This window comes from Sphingopyxis selenitireducens (genome assembly GCF_051550705.1).
GTDB lineage: Bacteria > Pseudomonadota > Alphaproteobacteria > Sphingomonadales > Sphingomonadaceae > Sphingopyxis.
Genome location: NZ_JBPULG010000001.1, coordinates 51,951 through 70,429, shown reverse-complemented (window position 1 = coordinate 70,429; position 18,479 = coordinate 51,951). Strand labels below are relative to the sequence as shown.

18 protein-coding genes and 1 tRNA gene are annotated in these 18,479 nt (G+C 60.9%); 13 read left to right on the top strand and 6 right to left on the bottom strand.

The features are described from left to right. The first annotated feature begins 11 nt into the window (after positions 1-11). The 9 genes from ACSYDV_RS00305 (at position 12) to ACSYDV_RS00265 (ending at position 8,229) form a co-directional block, all read left to right on the top strand. Positions 12-1,907, top strand: a complete 1,896-nt coding sequence (locus ACSYDV_RS00305) for an XrtA/PEP-CTERM system amidotransferase (protein ID WP_438321741.1) — start codon at positions 12-14, stop codon at positions 1,905-1,907. A 48-nt stretch (positions 1,908-1,955) separates the two neighbouring features. After that, entirely contained in the window at positions 1,956-3,140 is a 1,185-nt protein-coding gene (locus ACSYDV_RS00300) for a GNAT family N-acetyltransferase (RefSeq protein ID WP_438321740.1), read from the top strand. Then, positions 3,137-4,000: a cupin-like domain-containing protein gene (locus ACSYDV_RS00295; protein WP_438321739.1), complete on the top strand. Its 864-nt coding sequence runs from the start codon at positions 3,137-3,139 to the stop codon at positions 3,998-4,000. The genes ACSYDV_RS00300 and ACSYDV_RS00295 overlap by 4 nt, the downstream gene beginning before the upstream one ends. A gap of 69 nt (positions 4,001-4,069) precedes the next feature. Then, positions 4,070-6,013, top strand: coding sequence for an alpha/beta hydrolase family protein (locus tag ACSYDV_RS00290; protein WP_438321738.1), 1,944 nt, complete (start codon positions 4,070-4,072; stop codon positions 6,011-6,013). A gap of 70 nt (positions 6,014-6,083) precedes the next feature. Next, on the top strand, positions 6,084-6,302 hold the full coding sequence (infA, locus tag ACSYDV_RS00285; protein WP_010162480.1) for a translation initiation factor IF-1: 219 nt from the start codon (positions 6,084-6,086) through the stop codon (positions 6,300-6,302). Then, positions 6,299-6,889: a Maf family protein gene (locus tag ACSYDV_RS00280; protein ID WP_438321736.1), complete on the top strand. Its 591-nt coding sequence runs from the start codon at positions 6,299-6,301 to the stop codon at positions 6,887-6,889. The genes infA and ACSYDV_RS00280 overlap by 4 nt, the downstream gene beginning before the upstream one ends. Further along, positions 6,882-7,874, top strand: coding sequence for a ribonuclease (locus ACSYDV_RS00275; RefSeq protein ID WP_438321735.1), 993 nt, complete (start codon positions 6,882-6,884; stop codon positions 7,872-7,874). Before ACSYDV_RS00280 ends, ACSYDV_RS00275 begins: the two co-directional genes overlap by 8 nt. Then, positions 7,864-8,058 (top strand): DNA gyrase inhibitor YacG, encoded by a 195-nt coding sequence (locus ACSYDV_RS00270; protein WP_438321734.1) that lies wholly within the window; start codon positions 7,864-7,866, stop codon positions 8,056-8,058. The genes ACSYDV_RS00275 and ACSYDV_RS00270 overlap by 11 nt, the downstream gene beginning before the upstream one ends. A 95-nt stretch (positions 8,059-8,153) precedes the next feature. Continuing rightward, a tRNA-Phe gene (locus ACSYDV_RS00265) sits at positions 8,154-8,229 on the top strand. A gap of 337 nt (positions 8,230-8,566) precedes the next feature. Here the strand turns inward: ACSYDV_RS00265 and ACSYDV_RS00260 are convergent. From ACSYDV_RS00260 to ACSYDV_RS00250, 3 genes are all read right to left on the bottom strand, one after another. After that, positions 8,567-8,803, bottom strand: coding sequence for a DEAD/DEAH box helicase family protein (locus ACSYDV_RS00260; RefSeq protein WP_438321733.1), 237 nt, complete (start codon positions 8,801-8,803; stop codon positions 8,567-8,569). Between the two features lie 123 nt (positions 8,804-8,926). Further along, entirely contained in the window at positions 8,927-9,346 is a 420-nt protein-coding gene (locus ACSYDV_RS00255; protein WP_438321732.1) for a hypothetical protein, read from the bottom strand. 394 nt (positions 9,347-9,740) lie between these two features. Then, complete coding sequence (locus ACSYDV_RS00250; RefSeq protein ID WP_438322811.1) at positions 9,741-10,655, bottom strand: LysR substrate-binding domain-containing protein; 915 nt, start codon at positions 10,653-10,655, stop codon at positions 9,741-9,743. Between the two features lie 144 nt (positions 10,656-10,799). Between ACSYDV_RS00250 and ACSYDV_RS00245 the strand changes: the two genes are divergently transcribed. The 3 genes from ACSYDV_RS00245 to ACSYDV_RS00235 all read left to right on the top strand — a co-directional run bounded on the left by ACSYDV_RS00245 (position 10,800) and on the right by ACSYDV_RS00235 (position 12,861). After that, complete coding sequence (locus ACSYDV_RS00245; RefSeq protein WP_438321731.1) at positions 10,800-11,117, top strand: cupin domain-containing protein; 318 nt, start codon at positions 10,800-10,802, stop codon at positions 11,115-11,117. Positions 11,118-11,221: 104 nt separating this feature from the next. Next, positions 11,222-11,986 carry an MBL fold metallo-hydrolase gene (locus ACSYDV_RS00240; RefSeq protein WP_438321730.1) on the top strand — a complete coding sequence of 255 codons (765 nt, stop codon included), beginning with the start codon at positions 11,222-11,224 and terminating at the stop codon, positions 11,984-11,986. Positions 11,987-12,228: 242 nt separating this feature from the next. Then, complete coding sequence (locus tag ACSYDV_RS00235) at positions 12,229-12,861, top strand: LysE family translocator (protein ID WP_438321729.1); 633 nt, start codon at positions 12,229-12,231, stop codon at positions 12,859-12,861. Between the two features lie 47 nt (positions 12,862-12,908). On the opposite strand, the gene ACSYDV_RS00230 is transcribed toward ACSYDV_RS00235, so the two are convergent. Further along, on the bottom strand, positions 12,909-13,724 hold the full coding sequence (locus tag ACSYDV_RS00230; RefSeq protein ID WP_438321728.1) for an alpha/beta fold hydrolase: 816 nt from the start codon (positions 13,722-13,724) through the stop codon (positions 12,909-12,911). A 2-nt stretch (positions 13,725-13,726) separates the two neighbouring features. Beyond that, positions 13,727-15,937: a TonB-dependent receptor gene (locus ACSYDV_RS00225; protein ID WP_438321727.1), complete on the bottom strand. Its 2,211-nt coding sequence runs from the start codon at positions 15,935-15,937 to the stop codon at positions 13,727-13,729. 111 nt (positions 15,938-16,048) lie between these two features. Between ACSYDV_RS00225 and ACSYDV_RS00220 the strand changes: the two genes are divergently transcribed. After that, positions 16,049-16,732: a TetR/AcrR family transcriptional regulator gene (locus ACSYDV_RS00220; protein ID WP_438321726.1), complete on the top strand. Its 684-nt coding sequence runs from the start codon at positions 16,049-16,051 to the stop codon at positions 16,730-16,732. On the opposite strand, the gene ACSYDV_RS00215 is transcribed toward ACSYDV_RS00220, so the two are convergent. Next, the gene (locus ACSYDV_RS00215) at positions 16,729-18,396 is read right to left on the bottom strand and encodes a CocE/NonD family hydrolase (RefSeq protein WP_438321725.1); all 1,668 of its coding nucleotides are present in this window, start codon (positions 18,394-18,396) and stop codon (positions 16,729-16,731) included. The genes ACSYDV_RS00220 and ACSYDV_RS00215 overlap by 4 nt on opposite strands. Positions 18,397-18,479 lie beyond the last annotated feature (83 nt).

The window sequence follows — 18,479 nt, the reverse complement described above, 5'->3', positions numbered from 1 at the left end:
GCCACAAATATATGTGTGGGATTGCGGGTATCTATCATCTGGAAACGGCCAAGCCGGTCGATCCTGCGCGGCTGCGTGCGATGCTATCGCCGATGCAGCACCGCGGCCCTGACGGATCGGGCGAATGGACCGCGCCCGGCGTCGGCCTTGCGCACCTGCGCCTGTCGATCATCGATATCGCGGGCAGTCCGCAGCCGATGGCGAGCGACGACGAGCTCGTCACGCTCACTTACAATGGCGAAATCTATAATTTCCGGGAACTGCGCACCGAGCTGGAGGATCGCGGCCATCGTTTCCGCACCAGCGGCGATACCGAAGTCATTATCGCCGCATGGCGCCAGTGGGGACCCGATTGCCTTTCGCGGTTCAACGGCATGTTCGCCTTTGCGCTCCACGATCATGCGCGCGGATGCTTGTTTCTCGCGCGCGACCGGCTGGGGGTCAAGCCGCTCCACCATGTCCGCCTGTCCGACGGGTCGGTCGCCTTTGCGTCGGAATTGAAAGGGCTGCTCCGCCACCCCTTGCTCCGGCAGGAAGCGAACCTCACCGCGATCGAGGATTTCCTGGCCTTTGGCTATGTGCCCGATGACAATTGCATCGTCGCCGGCGTGGAAAAATTGCCCGCAGGCCATTTTCTGCTTCTCGAGCGCGGTAAGCCGGTTCCGTCGCCGACCTGCTGGTGGGCGCCCGATTTCTCGCGCCGCGTCCGGGCGAGCGAAGGCGAGGCGGCTGAGCATCTGACCTGGTTGATGCGGCAGGCGGTGACCGATCGCATGGTCGCCGACGTTCCGCTCGGTGCCTTTCTGTCGGGCGGGGTGGATAGCAGCGCGGTCGTCGCGTTGATGGCCGAGGCAAGTTCGAAGGCGGTCAAGACCTGCACCATCGGTTTCGATCAGGCCGCACTCGACGAGACCGCCTATGCCCAGCAGATCGCCGAGCGTTTCGCGACCGATCATCGCACGCGCACCGTGTCGGCAAGCGACTTTGCGCTCGTCGAGAGGATCGCCGATATGTTCGACGAACCCTTTGCCGATGCGAGCGCCTTGCCGACCTATCGTGTGTGCGAACTCGCGCGCGAGGACGTCACTGTGGCGCTGTCGGGCGATGGTGCCGACGAAGCGTTCGCCGGATACCGCCGGCTGGTGTTTCAGCATCAGGAAGAACGGCTCCGCGGGCTGATCCCCGGCTTTTTGCGTCGCGGCGTTCTGGGGCCGCTCGCGCGCGTCTGGCCGCAGATGGACTGGGCGCCACGCCCGCTGCGCGCACGCGCGACGCTGGCCAGCCTGTCGAAAAGCGGGGCTGAGGGCTATGCCGAGGCGGTCGGCGTCACCGGGCTCCAGCAACGCACGCGCCTGTTCAACGATGCCGCGCACCACGCGCTGGGCGATCATGTCGCCGAGACGCGATACTGGAGGGCGATGCACGACGCCCCGGCGCGCGAACCGCTCGACCGCGCTCAATATGCCGACCTCAAAATCTGGTTGCCCGGCGACATATTGACCAAGACCGATCGGATGAGCATGGCGGTCAGCCTTGAGGCGCGTGAGCCGCTGCTCGATTATCGTCTGGTCGAATTCGCCGCGAGCCTGCCCGCATCGATGCGGGTCAAGGGCGGGACGGGGAAGGCGATCATGAAGCAGGCGATGGAACGCTATCTGCCGCATGACATTCTCTATCGCCCCAAAATGGGGTTTGTGACGCCGGTGTCGCAATGGTTCCGGGGGCCGCTAGTCGAACAGGCGCGCGCCTTGGCGACCTCCTCGACGCTCGCGCGGTCGGGGTGGTTCGATATGGCGGAAATCGAGCGGATTGTCGCCGCGCACCAGTCGGGTCGCCGCGATCATGGCCGGCTGATCTGGCAATTCTTCATGCTCGAAAAATCGCTGGCCAAATTGTTCGGAATTTGACGTGCGTCGCCACCCGTTTTTAACGCCTCGCTGCTAGAGGCGTTACCGATGACGGTCCATCCTGCCTTTCCCGTCGATGCTGTCCCCGCTGCGCCCATCACGGTGCGTATCGTCGACCCGCTCGCGCTTTCGCCCGAACTTGCCGCGGCGTGGGACCGGCTGGCCGACGAAGCTAGCGAGCCCAATCCCTTTGCCGAACGCTGGTGCCTGCAATCGGCACTGCACCTGCTCGATCCCGAACGCCGTGCGCGTTTTGTCATGGTGCGAGACGGTCATGACGGGGCGGTGATCGGCGTGATGCCGCTCGCGTTCGCGCACCGCTATGGCCGCCTGCCGCTGCGCCATGTCACTGGCTGGATACATCCCAATCATTTTCACGGTAGCCCGCTGGTGCGTGCGGGTCTGGAAAGCCTGTTCTGGACGATCCTGCTTGGCTGGTGCGATGCATCGGCTTGGGCGCGAACGCTGGTCCATGTACCGCGTCTGACCGAGGACGGGCCCCTGCACCGCGCGCTGGTCGACGTCGCAAGGGTTCGCAGCGGCGCGGCGGTGGTTGTCCACCGCGAAGAACGCGCGCTGCTCGAAAGCGAACTCTCACCCCAGGATTATTGGGACTCTGCGGTTCGCGCCAAGAAGCGCAAGGAATTGCGGCGGCAGGCAAACCGGCTGGCCGAGCAGGGTAAAGTAACGTTCCGCCGTTGGCAGCCGGGTGAGGCGATCACGTCGTGGATCGACGCGTTTCTTGCACTCGAAGCGCGCGGCTGGAAAGGGCGCGCGGGGTCGGCGCTTGCCAGCCAGAATGATACCGAGGCATGGTTTCGCGCGATATTGCCGGCTGCGGCGAACGCCGGAAAGCTCGATATGCGTGCGATCGATCTCGATGGTCGGCCGCTCGCCATGCTCATCAACTTTCTCTGCCCGCCCGGCGGCTTTTCGTTCAAGACCGCCTTTGATGAAGGTTATGCGCGCTTCTCCCCCGGGGTGTTGCTGCAACAGGCAAACCTCGACCTGCTGGACGATGCTCGGATCGACTGGGTCGACAGCTGCGCCGCTCCCGATCATCCGATGATCGATAGCGTGTGGCGCGAACGGCGCCGGCTCGTCTGGGTCAATGTCCCGCTCTCGGGCGTCGCCGACCGGCTACGCTTTTCGGCGCTGGTCCGGGCCGAGCGTGCCTGGCGTCGCTGGAAAAGACCCATGCCCGCCGCACCCTCGTCGCAGGAAGAGTCATGATTGCACGCAAAACCATCGCGGCGCCCGTCTTTCCCGCCGAAACGCTGGAGCGGATGACGGGGCTCTATCCGGCGCAAGCGGGCCTGCTGCACCATCATTTGCCGGATCATCCGCTGCTTTCGCTCGAAGCGCTTGCGTTGCTCGCCGAAAGCCTGCCTGCGGGGCAGGTCGAATTTAACCCGGGTGACGTTCCCATCGGCATCCGCCCCGAGGATGTGCCCTCGAACGGTCTGTCGATTGGTCAAACGATCCGCACGATCGACACAAACCGCAGCTGGGCGGTGCTGAAGAATATCGAAAGCGAAGCGGCCTATCGCACGCTGCTGATGGATTTGCTCGCGGAGCTTAAGCCGGTGGTCGAGCCGCGCACTGGCGCAATGTTGACGCCGCAAGGTTTTATCTTCGTTTCCTCGCCCGGGTCGATCACGCCGTTCCACTTCGATCCCGAGCATAATATCCTGCTCCAGCTCAAGGGCACGAAAGTAATGAACGTCTGGCCCGCCGGCGACGAACGCTTCGCGCATCGCCGCGAGCATGAGCGTTATCATACCGGCGGTCACCGAAACCTTCCGTGGCACGATGACTATCACGATGCCGCGCAGCAGGTGCCGCTGGCGCCGGGCGACGCGGTATTGATGCCGGTCATGGCACCGCATTTCGTCACCAATGGTGATACGCCGTCGATCTCGCTGTCGATCACCTGGCGCAGCGAATGGAGTTATCGCGAATCCGAAGCGCACGCCGCCAATGCCGCGCTGCGCCGCATGGGGCTCGACCCTGCGATGCCGCCGCGCTGGCCAAGCTATGCCTGGGCGAAGACCGTTGGCTGGAGAATTGTCCGCCGTTTCAATAAAGGTTGAAAATCAAAACAATAATGGACAATCCTGCATCCAGGGGAAATGGGGCGGGATTCGATGATATCAAGATATATGACGACACTGTCGGTGTCGTTTGCTTTGCTCGGCGCTGCGTCGATGGTGGCCGCGCAATCGGCATCGCCGGTCACGGCCGCGACCCCCGCCAAACCGGCACGTATTTCCACTGCCGATCTTGCTCAACTGCCCGTTTTTTCGAATGTAAAATTGTCGCCTGACGGCAAGCGCATCCTCTATCGCGAGCAGGCGGACGGCAAAACCTATGTTGCCTTTCGTCCGGTCGACACGACGAAAAAAGTGGCGTTCGAGGTTCCTGAAAAGGCCGAGCTGGATTGGATCCGCTGGGCCGGCAACGATCGTATCCTTATCGCCGTGGGCCTGAACACAATCTATTTCGGCGAAGAGGCGCGGGCCACTCTCCTGCTCCTGCACGATATAGCCACAAAGCAAACGCGCGTTATCCGCCGCAAGACGCAGGGGCTGGAGGGCGACGATGTCCTGTTCGTCGATCCCGACGGCGAATATCTGCTGCTGTCGATCCAGAAGACGATCTATGACTATCCCTCGGTCTTTCGGGTGACGCTGGCCGACGGCAAGATGACCGAAATCGTCAAGGCGCGGCCGCCGGTGTGGGAATGGTATGCCGACGAGGCCGGCATCGTCCGCATCGGCGTGGGCTGGGAAGACCGGAAATCCAAATATTATTATCGCCGCGCCGCCGAAGAGCGATTCGCGTTGATCGGCGCTGTGCGGCCCGATGAAGAGAATGACTGGATCAACGTCGCGCGTGTGGTTCGGGGATCGGATGACGGCTATATCCTCAGCGACAAGAAAACAGGCCGTCAGGCGCTCTATAAATTCAACTACCGCACCCGCGAAGTCGGCGATCTGGTTTATGGCCATGATCGCTATGATATTGATAGTTATTGGTTAAATGACGACGGATCGGCACTGGAAGGTGTGAGCTACACCGATGATCGCGATCGGGTGCACTGGTTCGACGAGGCCAAAAAAACTCAGCAGGCCCAGATCGACCGTGCGATCCCCAGGCAACAGGCATGGGTTACATCGCGTAGCCGCGATGGTCAGCATATGCTGATTCTCGGCACCGCGCCCGACGATCCCGGCGTTTATTATCTGCTCGACCGCACAACGCGCCAAATGGCAATATTGGGTTCGCTGCAAGTCAGCCTGCCGCCGGAGCAATTGGCGGCGACCAAGGCGGTCTCGTACAAGGCGCGCGACGGGATGGAAATCCCTGCCTATCTGACGCTGCCCAAGGGACGCGATCCCAAAAACCTGCCGTTGATTATCTATCCGCACGGCGGGCCCTACGGGATACGCGACAAGTTGGAATATGACGCGCAGGTGCAATTGCTCGCCAATCGCGGATATGCGGTATTACAGCCCAATTATCGGGGCTCAGGTGGTTATGGCACGCACTTTGGTGATGCGGGGCGCGGACAGATCGGGCTGAAGATGCAGGATGATCTCGACGACGGCATGGACTGGCTGGCCGGGGACGGAATCATCGACAAATCACGCGTCTGCGTCGTTGGCGCATCCTATGGCGGCTATGCGGCGCTTTGGGCGGCTACTCGCAATCCCGAGCGCTACCGCTGCGCGGCCAGCTTTGCCGGAGTGGCCGACTGGACGTCGATGCTGAAATATGATCGGCGCTTCCTTTCGAAAAAGGGGCGCGCCAGTTGGGAAGCGCGAGTGACCGGCGACGCAGCGCTGGACCTGACGTCGGTATCGCCGATGGCGCTGGCGGCGCGGCTGACCCGGCCGGTTCTGATCGCCCATGGGGAAGATGACAGCAATGTGCCGATCAGCCAGTCTAAGAAATATGTGGAGGCGTTGAAAAAGGCCGGCCACGCCCATTATGAATATAAGGTATATAACGATGAGGGGCATGGACTGGTCAATCCGTTGAATCAGAAAGACTGGTTCGACCGACTGGACGCGTTTCTCGCCAGGCATAATCCGGCCGATTGATGCCAGCTTTCCTTTTTCCGCAATCGCGGCTATGGGCGCGCATCACCGATTTTGACCCGACTGAGGATTGATGGCGAAAGAAGAACTTCTGGAAATGCGCGGCCAGGTGGTCGAACTGCTTCCCAACGCGATGTTCCGCGTCAAACTGGAAAATGACCACGAGATTCTGGGTCACACTGCCGGCAAGATGCGCAAGAACCGCATCCGTGTGCTGGTGGGCGACGAAGTGCTCGTCGAACTCACGCCCTATGACCTGACCAAGGGTCGGATCACCTATCGCTTCAAGTGAGTAGCGCGGCGAACTTTCCCGCGCTGGTGCTCGCTTCCTCTTCGCCGCGTCGCCGCGAGCTGCTGGCGCGAATCGGGGTGGAACCGGCGCGCATCGCGTCTCCCGATATCGACGAAACGCCGCTGAAGGCCGAACTGCCCCGCGACTATGTCGCGCGGCTCGCCAAGGGCAAGGCGCTCGCGGTCGAGCGCGCATCGGATGAGGTCGTGCTCGCGGGCGATACGACCGTTGCGGTCGGACGCCGTATATTGGAAAAGCCGGCTGATGAAGCGGATCTGCGCCGCATGCTCGGCCTGCTCTCTGGCCGGCGCCACCATGTCTATTCGGGTATTTGCGTCGTCGGCACCGACGCGCGTGCGCGCGTTCGCGTCGTCGATACCGTCGTTGCGTTCAAGGTGCTGACCGCTGCGGACATCGACTGGTATGTCGCCAGCGGTGAAGGCATGGGCAAGGCGGGCGGCTATGCGATCCAGGGCCGCGCCGAAACTTTCGTCCGCTTTCTTTCGGGCAGCCATTCGAATGTCGTCGGCCTGCCGATTTATGAAACCGGGGTGTTGCTGACCAGCGCAGGAATAGCCCTTGGCTGAATGGCTCTACGAAGCCGGGATCGGCGAGGCGAGAGCTGCGCTGGTCGAAAATGATGAAATCATCGAAGCCCGGATCGAGCGCGACGGCGAGGGGCCACGCATTGGTGCCATCGTTGCCGCAAAACTGATCGACGCGGGCCGCGGCGGCAAGGGCGCGCTGGTCGCACTCGAATGGCCGGGGACGCCGACGGCGACGCTCGCCGAAATGCCGCCCGCAACCTCCATCGGTACGACGCTGATCGTCGAAGTCACCCGCATGGCGCTGCGCGAACGCGGGCGTGACAAGCCTGCGCGCACCCGGCTCGCTGAAAGCGGCGCAATCGTCACCGATGGCCCGGACCTGCGCGCGCGAATCGCCGCGAGCGAGGCTCCTGTCGTTACGGTACGAACCACCGATACGGACGCGCTCGAACAGGCGGGCTGGTCCGAACTCATCGATCAGATCCGCACCGGCCATTGGCCGTTTGCTGGCGGCGCGCTCTGGGTCGATGCGACCCCGGCGATGTTGCTGATCGACATCGATGGGCAGGGGGATGCGTTTGCGCTCGCGCAAGCAGGGGCGAAGGCGGCAGTCCACGTCATCCGCTGCTGCGACGTCGGGGGATCGATCGGCATCGACTTTCCCTCGCTTGGCGGCCGCGCCGAACGACTGGCGATTGATGCGCTGATCGACGAACATCTCCCGCAGCCGTTTGAGCGCACCGGGGTCAACGGCTTTGGGCTGATGCAGATCATTCGCCGCCGTCACCGGCCCTCGCTGATCGAGCAGGTGCGATTCGACCCCGTGGCGACCGATGCCGCGCTGCTGCTGCGCCACGCCGAGCGGGCCGTGGGGGCAGGGGCGCTGCAACTGACGGCGCGTCCGGTCGTAGTGGATTATATCGCTGCGCGGCCTGCATGGATCGATGCGCTGCAAAAACGCACCGGCCGGCCGGTGGCGTTGGTCGCCGACGCCGAAACAAAAGGAGTGGGGCATGCCCAATAATACGAGCGCCAAGCCGCGCCGTTGCCCGCTGTGCGGCCAGCCGCGCGTCGAAGAATTCAAACCGTTTTGTAGTCGCGGTTGCCGTGATCGCGACCTTTTGAGCTGGTTCGGCGAAGGCTATCGCGTGCCTGTCGATCAGGCGCCAGACGGCACTGCCGACGATGATCGTTTCGATGAAGGTTAAGCGCGCAAAAAGCCGCAACAAAGCCTCTGGACATGCACGAAAGCCCTGCCTATAGCCGCCGCTCGCCAGCACGACCATCCGGTCGCAGCAGCGTCGCCCGGGTAGCTCAGTTGGTAGAGCATGCGATTGAAAATCGCAGTGTCGGCGGTTCGAATCCGTCCCCGGGCACCATTTGTTCTCATCAGAACATCTCAAGATATTCCAAGAGAAACAGGGCTTTGATTTGAAATCAAAGGCTTATCGGCCCCTGGCGTCTCAGGGCGCCCTGTTGCATCCCAGCCCCTGTTTGCATGGTTGACGGTAGCTAAAAAAGCCCAACTTACCGTCAGGAGTCATCGCCATGCCGTTGAGCGCCACCGCTGTCGCCCAAGCCAAGCCGCAAGCCAAACCCTACAAGCTTTGGAGCGCGGCCTTTATCTGATCGCCGTCCCGGATGGATCGCCTCGTGCCTGGTAAGTGCTCAACGTCAATTCGCGTGGATCGGCGAGATCGCGCGAAATGGCAGATGTCAGCGGAGGTTCGTGATGAAAGAGGGGGCACAATCTCTGAAGCCATTGCTCCCGGATCGCGACGGTGGGAGAAAAACAAGGGCAGGCCGCCCGATCCGGCGAATGATCTCTAATCCCAGTACAGTCTTCCCGGCGCCGGGTGCGGCGACAACGTGAAGCCGCCTATCGCCGAAATGGCTTTCCATCTCGTCGAGCACGCGAGCCTGATAGCCTCGCCAACCCCCCGTGAACTGCATTCTCCTAAGCATTGCTTCGACCTAGGAGGCATCTCTATCAATTGGCAACGGGTGAATGGCAGCTATCGCGGATCGCGGAAAAAAAGCCGACTGTCCGCGACCGGCCAGAAGCGCTGTATGTCTTCAATCCGTTCGCTGGGCCACTCTCTGGCATTCCTTCCAAAACTGATCTAAATCGTCGAGCATCGACTTAAGCTCCGCTTCTGTGTGTCCGGAATTCAGCAGTAGCTTCCGGTGTCTCTCATGGTCGGTGCGGCGCATGACATTGCCCGCCGCGTATCGAAACTTGTCGAACTCGATCGCGGCCCCGGGCTCCGTTAGAGCATATTCTCCGCAAACCGAGATGTCGCCAAATGCAAGGTTTCTGAACTGGAGCTCGTGGGAGCTTCCGACCTCTTCAGTGAGGGTGGCCTTCGCGAATGACAGGAGGCGGTGCTCCTCGACCGACAGAGTGCCCCCATCCGCCTCGGTTGCGTAGCCGATGGCCGACTGCCCGCACGATGCGACAACGAGCGCGATGGCAAGTATCAAGATTTTCTTCATTCGACTCTTCTCCCGAGGGGAGTCCCGCGCGGCCGCCGCTTGGATCGCTATTTCGCCATGCTTGCCGCCTGTACCTAGAATTGGAATGCGAGAAACTAGATAGTTTTCGCAAAGAGGCCGCGCCGTTTGACACGACCACCTGCTGCTAAACGTCGCCTATGCCGGTCTGATGCCGAAAAGCGGACTATCCGCTCGCGGCCATGACTGGCCGTGAGGATCAGGGTTGCACCGTCTAATAGACAGGCATGACAAATCGATCCTGGAGCGGCAAATTACGGATTGAAGGCGAGGCGGCTGGGTGGTCGAGCTGCGTTGGTGACACCGTCTCGCATCGGCATTTCGCGGCACAGGCTGTGTTTTTCGATGTCTCATTGGCGGTGAATGGCCCGCGAAGCTACTTGTCTTGCGTGCCGAAGACTTGGGCGGCAATTTGGGGAAAGGCTAAATTGAAATGCGCCGTGGCTTCTGCGCCGATTGACCTTAATTCGTCAACCAGCGCGAGTACGTCCGGACGACGTTCGCCTGCCCGAACCGCAAGATAATGTCCGCGCATGCTCAATATGGCGGGAAAAGGCAGGACTTGCAGGCTTTTGTCATAGAGTGCCGAGGCCGCCATCGGTGCGCGCAGCAAGATCACACCAAGTCCTTGGCGGCCGGCTTCGATCGCGACGTCGTGATCAAGGAATTGGCGCTTTGATCCCAACAGGGCTCTTTGGATACCGGCACGACGACTCCATTCCTGCCAATCGGAGCTGTCGCCGTCGATCAATAGTGTCTCTTTCATCAGGCCCCGCGCTGAAATCCCGGTCAATCGCCCCGCCAGTTCGGGTGTCGCGGCGGGAATGGCGATGTCGGAGAAGAGGAGATGTGTCTCGACGCCGGGCCAGGATCCGGTGCCGTATCGCACCGCTATGTCCATGTCCCGGCTCTGGACATGCGCCAGACGATGTTCGGGAATGATTTCTATCGTGCGTCCCGGGACGATCGCTTCGAAGCGGTGTAGCCGCGGCATCAGCCATAGGCGGACCATCGATGGAAGCGCCGAAATGCGGATCGCGCCGGTATCGTGCCGGCTGCCAAGTTCGGACCGAAGCGCTTCGATTGCGTTGAGCGATCGTTCAGCGCGGCGCAGGAAAATGAGACCTTGGGGCGTCGGCCGCACGCCGCGGCCAAGCCGTTCGAATACGGGCGTTCCGAGCCATTGCTCAAGCGATAATATTCGGCGGCTGACAGCGCCGTGCGTTATGCCGAGTCGTTCTGCTGCTGCGGTCATCGACCCTGTTTGGGCGGCTTCAATCGCAGCGATCAAGGCCTCTGAAGACGGGACGTTCAACAAATTCTACTCCCCTGACTGATCGCAAGCCGTGAGTTTTTCGCACAGAAGCATGGCGCCTGACAAACTATCTAAACGATCTTGCGATTCATAGAGTGCGCGCGATCTGAGGAGAAAATCATGTTTCAGCCAAAGGGGCTCACCCCCATATCGTTCGACGCCTGCGAAGCCATCGTCATCGGCCCCGGGTGCATCCGCCGCGATCTGCCCTCGCGTCCCGGTGTCCGCACCTGGATCGTCGAAATGTCGCCCGGCAGTGTGTGGCCGCATGTCGACCATCATCGCGAAGGCGGCGAAGACGTCTTCATTCTCGATGGCGAAGTAATCGAAGGCGACAAGCGGTTCGGTGTCGGTACATATCTCCATTTCGGTCCGGACAGTCAGCACCAGCCGCGGACGGAGTCGGGCGTGCGGCTCATCGGTTTCAATCTCCTGTGAACCTCCCTTCCTCGTGGGATGCCGGCGAGACCACAAGTCGGCGGCAAATGATCTCCGGGGGAATCGCTGCCGCAGCGGCAGTCGCCTCTTTGGGATGTCCCTTCGTGCGCGCCACGACGCCGTCCCGGCTGCGCATTCAGCGTTTGGCATGGGCAGGCATCCGTCTGCAATTGCCGACCGCGACCTTGTTCATCGATCCGCTGACCGACCCGGCTATCTGGGGAGCTTCTCTTCCCGACAAGCTGATTGCCGTGGACGACCCGGTTGGCGATAGCGTTGTCCTGATTACGCACGGGCATTCGGATCATGGGGATCCCATCGCCATTGCCGCAGCGTTGAAAAGGGGCGGGACGCTGGCATATGCCGCCGGAACGCAGCCGATCAGCGGGCTTCCTGACAATGTGCGCCAGCGGTCGTGCCCACTTTGGGAGCCGCAAATATTGGGAGATTTTACCGCAACTCCGGTTCCCGCGTCGGATGGTTATGGGGATCTTCAGGTTTCGTGGGTCGTATCGGGGGGCGGACGCCGAATATTCCATGGCGGCGACACGATGATGCATGGTGGCTGGTGGCGCGCAGGCCGGCAGTTCGGTTCTTTTGACGCCGCGTTTTTGCCCATCAACGGCGCCGCCTTTTCGTGGCGCAAGCCAGCGACGGATGAACCCGCTGTGCTGACGCCGAAACAGGCATTCGCCGCGGCCACAATCCTCGGTGCGGAGCGGATCGTGCCGATCCATTACGGAGTGGTTGGCGCCGACGGTTACGCCGAAGTGCCCGACCCTCTTGCCGCCCTATATGATGCGAGCCGTCCGGGCGGCCCATCCGTGACGGCGCTGCAACCGGGCGAATGGTTGAATTGGCAAATATGATTTCCAAGTCCCTTTGGCGGGAACAAATTATTGCCCTGCTTTGAAATGAGACCTCTCGCTGGCAATTGCCGATAAGGTTCTTGTCGATTTGCGGCATCGGATATGCGCTACAGCTCGAGCTGCTTGCCGAAGACATGCGGACGTTCTTGCGCCTTCTTCGACGATGACGCCCCGCCGGTGGGGATCCAGCCTTAGGGTTAAAGAAGCACCGCGTCCGGCAGCCTTGAAAATGGAGTGAGCATATGCCCGACATGGCCAGCCTGTTGACCTTCGCCGCCATCGCCTTGGGCATGGTCCTGACACCCGGGCCGAACATGATTTATCTCATATCGCGGTCCATCACTCAGGGACGAATCGCCGGATTGATTTCGCTCGGCGGTGTCGCGCTGGGTTTCGTCTTCTACATGCTTTGTGCTGCTTTCGGCATTACCGCCCTCGTGATGGCGGTGCCTTTTGCCTATGACACCATCCGCATTGCCGGCGCTCTCTATCTGGTGTGGCTCGCGTGGCAGGCGGTCCGTCCCGGCGGAAGCTCGCCCTTCGAGGTCAGAAGCCTGCCTCGGGACGGTCCGCGCAAGCTTTTCCTCATGGGGTTTCTGACCAATCTGCTGAACCCCAAGATCGCCGTAATGTATTTGTCATTGCTACCGCAGTTCATCGATCCGGCGCATGGCAGCATATTGGGGCAGGCGCTTGCCTTGGGGATGACCCAGATCATCATCAGCATTTTCGTCAACGCCATCATTGCGATTTCCGCGGCATCGATCGCCATATTCCTCACGCGCCGCCCGACATTCTCCATTATCCAGCGCTGGATGATGGGAACGGTGCTTGCCGGCCTCGCGGTGAAGATGGTGACGGAAACACGTCGATGACATGAACCGTGCGGCGGATTTACGAGGGCGGCGAACGGATATGCCCCCTAACGTGTGCAGCCATGCTTTCTGATAAATGCCAGAATGGCGGCATTGACCGCGCCGGGATTGTCCAGATTCGCCACATGGCCGGCATCGGCCACCTCGACATATTCGCTATTCCTGTCGCGCTCGCGCCACCGTTCGACAATGCGAGAGATATTTCCAAGCCGGTCGTGCGCGCCGTTCATGATGAGGATGGGATGCTCGATGGAATAGTCCGGTTCGTCATGAACCGCGCGCGCAATACCTCTGCTGATATAGAGGATATCGCTTCGACTGAGCGGCGCAATCATCTGGCGCAGCTTGTCGCACGATGCCTGCACAGATGCGGAATCGCCCATGGCTTTGCGCTTGAAGGTTTCAGCAGGATAGAGACTCACGAAAAATGGAAAGCTTGCGAGAAGCCAGCGTTCCCACCGTCGAGGCGCGATCGTGCTGCAGGTGCAGCCGATGAGGATCGCGGCCGCGCAACGCTCCGGGTATCGGAACAATAGCTCTTGGGAAATGTTGCCGCCGATCGACTGTCCGATCAGGATCGCCTTCTTTTCCCCGATCGCGTCGAGAATGGCGATCAGGTTCTCGGCCGCAAGCTGTGGGGAAAAGGGGCGAGAGGCCGGGCGCGATCGGCCATGGCCGCGCGGATCCCAGCGCAATGTCCTGTACTCGGCCTGAAGCGGCTCGATCTGGGGATCGAACATGCGATGATCGGTATAGGCGCCGGGCGTCAGAACGACGAGCGGAGCTCCCGGCGGACCGCCGATCCAGTAGTGGATCAGGCAGTCGCCGGTATCGAAAGTCGCATGGTTTTCGTCCGCTTGCATCGTCAGAAGCGCACCCTGACACCGCCATAATAGGTGCGCGGCTCATTGTAATAATAGCTTAGAAAGCCGTAGGTCGCTCCGATGTAATTGACGCCGTCGACCACATAATCCTTGTCGGTCAGGTTGCGGACCCCGGCAAACAGTTGCAGATCGCCGTTTCGGAAAGCCAGAGCCATGCGGGCGTTCGCGATTGCGTAGGCCTCGCGGTGGAGCAGGGGGCTGTTCAGAATATTGATGAAGCTGCTCGACCGGTAGGCGACATCGGCATCGATTTCGAGCGCAGTCGTAGTGCCCAGCGGCATGATGTAGGTTGCGGCAAGGCTGGTGGTGAATTTCGGCGCATTGGGCAGCGTCTTGTCGGCAAAGTCGCCGATGATCGAATTGACGAAAGTTGCGAACTTGTCGTCGAACAGCGATGCCTGCCCCTTCAGTGTCAATCGCTCCGTTGCGCGCAACGTCAGCTCGGCTTCCGCCCCCCAGGATTCATACCGGCCTGCGTTGGTGAAATAACTGGTCGGCCCTGGCGGCGTGCCTACAAAGGCGATCAGATTGGTCTGATAGTCCTTGAAGCGGTTGTAGAAGGCGGCGGCATTGAAGGTCAGCTTGCGATCGAAAAGGGTCGACTTGTAACCGATCTCGTATGTTTCGCTCGTCTCGGGCTTGTAGGACAGCGCGACGTCAGCAGACGCGGCGCGGGGGTTGAAGCCTCCGCTCTTGAAGCCCGTGCCATAGCTTGCATAGACAAGCTGGTCGGGAGTGATCTTGAAATCGATGCCGATGCGCGGCAGCCATCGAGACCAATTGTCCGACAGATCGTAGCTGAAATTGCCGGTCGGAAAAACGTCGTTGGTCAGGCTCGACAGATATTTTTTGCGATCGTCCGTATAACGCAGCCCGCCACTGATCGACAGGCGATCGGTGACTTCCCATACAGCGTTCAGATAAGCGGCATAGCTTTTGTTCTTGAGATCGGTGATTTGCGTGAAGCTGTTCTCCAGCGGAACGAAGACGCCCGGGGCTACCTGAAGGGGCAGGGTGTTGGGGACGCCGATGATCGAGTCTGTCTTCTCCTCGAAATAATAGAGGCCTCCCACGAACGACAGGTCGTCCGTAGGCTCGAAATTGGCCTGAAGCTCCTGCGAAAATTGCGCCGTGCGCTGCCGCTGATTGCTCGAGAGCAGAAGATAGGGGAAGGAATCATAGTCGAAAGCCTGCCGGAACTTCAGCCGGCGATAGGAAGTGATCGACTTGATCTCTATCTGGTCACCCCGCCACGCAAGCTGGCCGTTGAAGCCATGGCTGTCCTGATCGTTCCGCACCGGAGTGTCCGCCTTGCTCTGGCGCGGCGGTAGCGGGGTTTGCGGCGAAAAGGGCGGCAGGTTCGGGGGAAAGCTGACGGCTACGATCGGTGTGGGGGCCGCCGGCGTCGAGCGATCGCGCATGATGTCGAACGTGAGGCGGGCGGTCAGGCGCTCGTCGATCCGGGCAAGCGCGGTGACCTGGCCGCCGAGATAATCGCGATCCTGAAGGTCGTCTCCGCTATTCAGATTCCGGACGACGCCATCGCGCGACACGCGCAGCACGCTTGCGCGGATACCTGCGCGGTCCTCGACGATCGGCAGGTCGAAGGATGCTTTTCCGGAAAAATAGTCATAGGATCCGCCGGTCGCGGTCATCTGCGCACCCGCTTCGACCAGATCAGGGTCCCGGGTATAGACTTTTAATGCACCGCCGCTCGTATTCTTGCCATATAGCGTGCCCTGCGGTCCGCGAAGCACTTCGACCCGGGCGATGTCCAGCGTCTCGAAGAGCGCGCCCTGCGCCCGGCCGATGTAGGCGTCGTCGAGGTAGATGCCGACACCGGGATCGAACATGAAGAGTTGGTCAGCCTGACCGACGCCCCGGATATAAACCGACGCATTGTTGTTCGAGCCCCCGAATGCAAAGAAAGTCGCATTGGGGATCAGGGCTTCTACATCGGCGATATTTGCACTTTGCCGACGTTCCAAAGCATCGCCGCTGACCGCTGTTACGGCGACAGGAACGTCCTGCAGGCGCTCGTTGGTCCGCCGGGCGGTGACAATGATTTCGTGATCATCCTGCGCCGTGGCGGCGGTTGAAGGCGCGACCGGTTCGCTTTGCGCGATGGCTGTTCCCGAAGTGCCGACAAGCAACGCGGCCACAAGGCCCAATGGTGCACGTGAAATGGTCAATGATCCCTCCCAATGATATTTTTTCATCTGTGAGATAATGTATAAACAAGCGTTTATATATATGTCAAGTCTGCGCTTGCGGATGACCATATTTCAGGCCAACGTCGTGTCATGAAGACGCCCACTCGAGCATCCCGTCCGCGCGCATCCGGCAAGACATCCGAGACGAAGGGGCTGGCCGAGCCGATTGTGGACCGGAGGCGCAATAATTCGCGTGCGCAAATCAAGGATGTCGCGTCGCAGCTCTTCTTCGCCCACGGCTATGAGGTGACGTCGATCCGCGCGATTGTGGATGCCTGCAATCTGACGCCGGCATCATTCTACAATCATTTCGCGACGAAGGAGGAACTGCTTTACGAAATCGTCGCCGAGGGCCACGCGACGGTGGGCGTAATGATGCAGGAGGCTTTGCAAGACGCGTCGGATGATCCGGCTCGCGAGCTTGCCGCAATCGTCGCCGCATATGTACGGTTCCACACGCATCATCAGGTCTTCGCGCTGGTGGCGAATGCGGAATATGGTGCACTTCCGGAACCGCGCTTGTCTCGCGTGCGGGCTGAACGCGTGCGATTGCGCAGCCTGTTCGAGGAGGTCATCGAACGAGGGGCGTCGACCGGCCGGTTCACTCTGGTTGATGCGGGTGGCATGTCTTCACCAAAGCTGGCCGCGGTCGCGATTGGCGACATGTGCCTGCGCGTTGCCGAATGGTATCGTCCCGAGGAGGCACTCGCGAGCAGCGATGTCGAGCAGGCCTATGCAGCGTTTGCGCTGCGTCTTGTGGGGGCCCCGTCCTAGATTGCGGTCCTGACTGGATGAAGGGCGGTCGGCGGCCGCTGCGGACCGGCAAACATCACTTGGATCATCGACGCGCCGGGATTGTCGTGGATGCTGTTCCGGGCAATCGTTCCGGCGACGCCTTCACCAGTTCGAGTCATTTCATTCATATTGGGATCGAGATGCGGATAATTGCCACTTTGAATCTGGATACCGATCCGGTGACCAGTCTGAACGCGCCAGGCGGCGTGGCCCAGGGGGATGCGGATCGGTAAGGGAGTATCGGGTTCGACCGGGACTTCGCAATCAAACCCGTTCCGGTAACGAAGGCGAAGCGTGCCTTCGCAAATCGGAAGGATTGTGCCGTCGGGCGCAACATCGATCAGCTTGCAGATGAAATCCGTATCGACGGCGGAGGTGGATACGGTCAGACGTGCCGTTACCGGCCCGATCAGGTCGACGGGCTCACGAGAGGCCTCGGCGACATAGCGTAGAAAGTCCTGACGCGTGTCGAGCTTGCGCTGATCGATCGGCCCCATGGCCAATCCCCCAAGGTAAAGCGTGCGTCCGCCGACGGTCGGTGTCGGGTCAGCGGGATCATAGTCATATTGCTGTTCGCCGCTTCCGGCCAATTCCAGGCCCAGAGCGGCGGCATCATGCGGTGGCCACGCATCTGCAGTCCGCCATTCATTGGCGTTTGCGAGGAAATACTGGACAGCAGGTAGCGCAATTTCGGCACCTTCGAGGTAGCGGCGGAAGAAGGCGATATGGCGGTCGGCTATGCGCGTGCCTCCGGCGGATGCCATCACGCCGAAATTCACTTCGCCATGTTGCTGCCCCAGCGATCCGCTGTGTGTCCAGCAGCCCATGATCAGATGCGCATCGGATCTGCCCGCACTGCGCTGGCGCTGGAACATGCCGATGCTGGCCTGCGCAAATATATCGTACCAACCGCCGACATGCAGGGTTGGAATATCGGCGACCCCGGCTGCGATCGGTGCGCTGCCATCGGGATTGACCAACTCGTCAAAACCGATGGGAAATCCGGGGAGCGAGAAGATCGGGCAATCCTTGAGTGGACGATGATCCATCAGGATCCGCGGATTGAGCGCGGCCTTCATGATCAGATCGGCGGCATCCGGCGGTAAGGCGGCACCGCTTTCCTGCTGCCGCCGCATCCAGTCGACTGCCATGAAAGCGACCCAGGACAGAAGATGATCGAGACGTAAACCTCCGCCCATTTCGATTAGTTCGAAATCCCGGCTGCTCGTGAGGGCAGGAGCGATGGCCTTCAGATGCGGTGGCTTGCGCGCCGCCGCCATGAGTTGCGCAATGCCAAGGTAGGACGGACCCGCCATACCCACCGGACCCGAGCTCCAGTCCTGCTGTGCGACCCATTCGACGCTGTCATATCCGTCGTCGCCCTCCTGATCCCACATCAGCGGCTTCCATGCGCCTTCCGAACCAAAGCGACCGCGCGTGTCCTGGACGATGGCGGCGAATCCCGCGTTGACCGCGTCTTGCGGTCGCAAGAAGTCGGGATTGAGCGCCGCCCGGTCATAAGGCGTGCGGTAAAGAATGGCTGCAACCGGACGCTCGACGTCCGGCAGCCAGATGTCGGCCTTCAGTCTGATGCCATCCCGCATCGGAATCGAGACGTCCTTATCCACGGTAAAGCGCTTCATATCCTGCTCCTAGCATCGCTGTCGCCGCACGCGAGACTTTCTCATCCCATCCGTTGACAGCTTACAGGAATATATATAGACGA

Bases quoted from the DNA above. Each gene is read 5' to 3' on its own strand.
- ACSYDV_RS00305 (WP_438321741.1), top strand. From the start codon at position 12: ATGTGTGGGATTGCGGGTATCTATCATCTGGAAACGGCCAAGCCGGTC.
- ACSYDV_RS00300 (WP_438321740.1), top strand. From the start codon at position 1,956: ATGACGGTCCATCCTGCCTTTCCCGTCGATGCTGTCCCCGCTGCGCCC.
- ACSYDV_RS00295 (WP_438321739.1), top strand. From the start codon at position 3,137: ATGATTGCACGCAAAACCATCGCGGCGCCCGTCTTTCCCGCCGAAACG.
- ACSYDV_RS00290 (WP_438321738.1), top strand. From the start codon at position 4,070: ATGACGACACTGTCGGTGTCGTTTGCTTTGCTCGGCGCTGCGTCGATG.
- infA (WP_010162480.1), top strand. From the start codon at position 6,084: ATGGCGAAAGAAGAACTTCTGGAAATGCGCGGCCAGGTGGTCGAACTG.
- ACSYDV_RS00270 (WP_438321734.1), top strand. From the start codon at position 7,864: ATGCCCAATAATACGAGCGCCAAGCCGCGCCGTTGCCCGCTGTGCGGC.
- ACSYDV_RS00260 (WP_438321733.1), bottom strand. From the start codon at position 8,803: ATGCAGTTCACGGGGGGTTGGCGAGGCTATCAGGCTCGCGTGCTCGAC.
- ACSYDV_RS00255 (WP_438321732.1), bottom strand. From the start codon at position 9,346: ATGAAGAAAATCTTGATACTTGCCATCGCGCTCGTTGTCGCATCGTGC.
- ACSYDV_RS00245 (WP_438321731.1), top strand. From the start codon at position 10,800: ATGTTTCAGCCAAAGGGGCTCACCCCCATATCGTTCGACGCCTGCGAA.
- ACSYDV_RS00235 (WP_438321729.1), top strand. From the start codon at position 12,229: ATGCCCGACATGGCCAGCCTGTTGACCTTCGCCGCCATCGCCTTGGGC.
- ACSYDV_RS00230 (WP_438321728.1), bottom strand. From the start codon at position 13,724: ATGCAAGCGGACGAAAACCATGCGACTTTCGATACCGGCGACTGCCTG.
- ACSYDV_RS00220 (WP_438321726.1), top strand. From the start codon at position 16,049: ATGAAGACGCCCACTCGAGCATCCCGTCCGCGCGCATCCGGCAAGACA.
- ACSYDV_RS00215 (WP_438321725.1), bottom strand. From the start codon at position 18,396: ATGAAGCGCTTTACCGTGGATAAGGACGTCTCGATTCCGATGCGGGAT.